The sequence below is a fragment of the Citrobacter sp. Cf116 genome, from assembly GCF_030336505.1.
GTDB classification, from domain to species: Bacteria; Pseudomonadota; Gammaproteobacteria; order Enterobacterales; family Enterobacteriaceae; genus Citrobacter; species Citrobacter freundii.
Genome location: NZ_JAOWEQ010000038.1, coordinates 1 through 3,023 on the forward strand (window position 1 = coordinate 1; position 3,023 = coordinate 3,023).

Below are 3,023 nucleotides of genomic sequence, written 5' to 3' on the forward strand. Positions count from 1 at the left end.
GGCACTGTTGCAAAGTTAGCGATGAGGCAGCCTTTTGTCTTATTCAAAGGCCTTACATTTCAAAAACTCTGCTTACCAGGCGCATTTCGCCCAGGGGATCACCATAATAAAATGCTGAGGCCTGGCCTTTGCGTAGTGCACGCATCACCTCAATACCTTTGATGGTGGCGTAAGCCGTCTTCATGGATTTAAATCCCAGCGTGGCGCCGATTATCCGTTTCAGTTTGCCATGATCGCATTCAATCACGTTGTTCCGGTACTTAATCTGTCGGTGTTCAACGTCAGACGGGCACCGGCCTTCGCGTTTGAGCAGAGCAAGCGCGCGACCATAGGCGGGCGCTTTATCCGTGTTGATGAATCGCGGGATCTGCCACTTCTTCACGTTGTTGAGGATTTTACCCAGAAACCGGTATGCAGCTTTGCTGTTACGACGGGAGGAGAGATAAAAATCGACAGTGCGGCCCCGGCTGTCGACGGCCCGGTACAGATACGCCCAGCGGCCATTGACCTTCACGTAGGTTTCATCCATGTGCCACGGGCAAAGATCGGAAGGGTTACGCCAGTACCAGCGCAGCCGTTTTTCCATTTCAGGCGCATAACGCTGAACCCAGCGGTAAATCGTGGAGTGATCGACATTCACTCCGCGTTCAGCCAGCATCTCCTGCAGCTCACGGTAACTGATGCCGTATTTGCAGTACCAGCGTACGGCCCACAGAATGATGTCACGCTGAAAATGCCGGCCTTTGAATGGGTTCATGTGCAGCTCCATCAGCAAAAGGGGATGATAAGTTTATCACCACCGACTATTTGCAACAGTGCCTGCTGCGGTCATTCATGATTTTGTGGTGTAGCGATAAATAGTCATGCGAGAAACGTTGAAGCGCTTAGCAACTGCACCAACTGTCATTTCAGGATCAGCAAGTAAGATTCTAATTTGTTTAACATCTTCTTCAGAAAGTGACGGTTTTCTCCCTCCCACACGGCCCCTTGCGCGTGCAGCTGCAAGGCCTGAGCGCGTTCTTTCAATATTGCGGTTGCGTTCAAAGCTAGAGAATATCGCCATCAGATGAGTATAGATTTCCCCTATAACTGGCGCATTTGTGTCTATTCTGTCCTTGATGGCTATGAAAGTTATTCCGCGTTTCTTCAGGTCGTCGAGTAAAGTAATGACTTGACCCAATGAACCGCCGAGCCGATCTAGTGCCCAAACTACTAGGGTATCTCCCTCGCGCAATGCTTTCAGGCAGTTCTCCAGTTCCGGCGCACCTTTTTTGTCGCGCTTTGGGCCGCTACGTGAGGTCTGATCCTGATAGATTTGCTCACATCCAGCTTTTGTTAGTTCGTCAACCTGGTGCGCCACATCCTGAAGATGCGTAGATTTACGTGCATAGCCGATTTTCATTCTTTTCTCGCTAATTAGTTATGGGGTTATTGTTATGTTGATACAGTAACGAGTTTTGTTACATGAGGGGAGTCATTTTTCGGGAGAAGTCAGGACTTTTCAAGACTGTCACAAAAACCATCGTTTTTGATACATTAATTTAACCAATAGGTTGCAGATCAAATCGCCTGTAACAGCCTTTCTGGCTGTTTGTCGTTTTCAGAAGACGGCTGCACTGAACGTCAGAAGCCGACTGCACTATAGCAGCGGAGGGGTTGGATCCATCAGGCAACGACGGGCTGCTGCCGGCCATCAGCGGACGCAGGGAGGACTTTCCGCAACCGGCCGTTCGATGCGGCACCGATGGCCTTCGCGCAGGGGTAGTGAATCCGCCAGGATTGACTTGCGCTGCCCTACCTCTCACTAGTGAGGGGCGGCAGCGCATCAAGCGGTGAGCGCACTCCGGCACCGCCAACTTTCAGCACATGCGTGTAAATCATCGTCGTAGAGACGTCGGAATGGCCGAGCAGATCCTGCACGGTTCGAATGTCGTAACCGCTGCGGAGCAAGGCCGTCGCGAACGAGTGGCGGAGGGTGTGCGGTGTGGCGGGCTTCGTGATGCCTGCTTGTTCTACGGCACGTTTGAAGGCGCGCTGAAAGGTCTGGTCATACATGTGATGGCGACGCACGACACCGCTCCGTGGATCGGTCGAATGCGTGTGCTGCGCAAAAACCCAGAACCACGGCCAGGAATGCCCGGCGCGCGGATACTTCCGCTCAAGGGCGTCGGGAAGCGCAACGCCGCTGCGGCCCTCGGCCTGGTCCTTCAGCCACCATGCCCGTGCACGCGACAGCTGCTCGCGCAGGCTGGGTGCCAAGCTCTCGGGTAACATCAAGGCCCGATCCTTGGAGCCCTTGCCCTCCCGCACGATGATCGTGCCGTGATCGAAATCCAGATCCTTGACCCGCAGTTGCAAACCCTCACTGATCCGCATGCCCGTTCCATACAGAAGCTGGGCGAACAAACGATGCTCGCCTTCCAGAAAACCGAGGATGCGAACCACTTCATCCGGGGTCAGCACCACCGGCAAGCGCCGCGACGGCCGAGGTCTTCCGATCTCCTGAAGCCAGGGCAGATCCGTGCACAGCACCTTGCCGTAGAAGAACAGCAAGGCCGCCAATGCCTGACGATGCGTGGAGACCGAAACCTTGCGCTCGTTCGCCAGCCAGGACAGAAATGCCTCGACTTCGCTGCTGCCCAAGGTTGCCGGGTGACGCACACCGTGGAAACGGATGAAGGCACGAACCCAGTGGACATAAGCCTGTTCGGTTCGTAAGCTGTAATGCAAGTAGCGTATGCGCTCACGCAACTGGTCCAGAACCTTGACCGAACGCAGCGGTGGTAACGGCGCAGTGGCGGTTTTCATGGCTTGTTATGACTGTTTTTTTGTACAGTCTATGCCTCGGGCATCCAAGCAGCAAGCGCGTTACGCCGTGGGTCGATGTTTGATGTTATGGAGCAGCAACGATGTTACGCAGCAGGGCAGTCGCCCTAAAACAAAGTTAGATGCACTAAGCACATAATTGCTCACAGCCAAACTATCAGGTCAAGTCTGCTTTTATTATTTTTAAGCGTGCATAA

3 protein-coding genes are annotated in these 3,023 nt (G+C 53.7%); all 3 read right to left on the bottom strand.

All coding sequences use genetic code 11. The annotated features are described in order from the left end of the window. Nucleotides 1-52: 52 nt before the first annotated feature. The 3 genes from OGV74_RS16550 to intI1 all read right to left on the bottom strand — a co-directional run bounded on the left by OGV74_RS16550 (nucleotide 53) and on the right by intI1 (nucleotide 2,808). Nucleotides 53-757, bottom strand: a complete 705-nt coding sequence (locus OGV74_RS16550; RefSeq protein ID WP_001067855.1) for an IS6-like element IS26 family transposase — start codon at nucleotides 755-757, stop codon at nucleotides 53-55. Nucleotides 758-832: 75 nt separating this feature from the next. After that, nucleotides 833-1,402 (bottom strand): recombinase family protein, encoded by a 570-nt coding sequence (locus OGV74_RS16555; protein WP_001749988.1) that lies wholly within the window; start codon nucleotides 1,400-1,402, stop codon nucleotides 833-835. A 392-nt stretch (nucleotides 1,403-1,794) separates the two neighbouring features. Further along, nucleotides 1,795-2,808 carry a class 1 integron integrase IntI1 gene (intI1, locus tag OGV74_RS16560; protein WP_000845048.1) on the bottom strand — a complete coding sequence of 338 codons (1,014 nt, stop codon included), beginning with the start codon at nucleotides 2,806-2,808 and terminating at the stop codon, nucleotides 1,795-1,797. Nucleotides 2,809-3,023 lie beyond the last annotated feature (215 nt).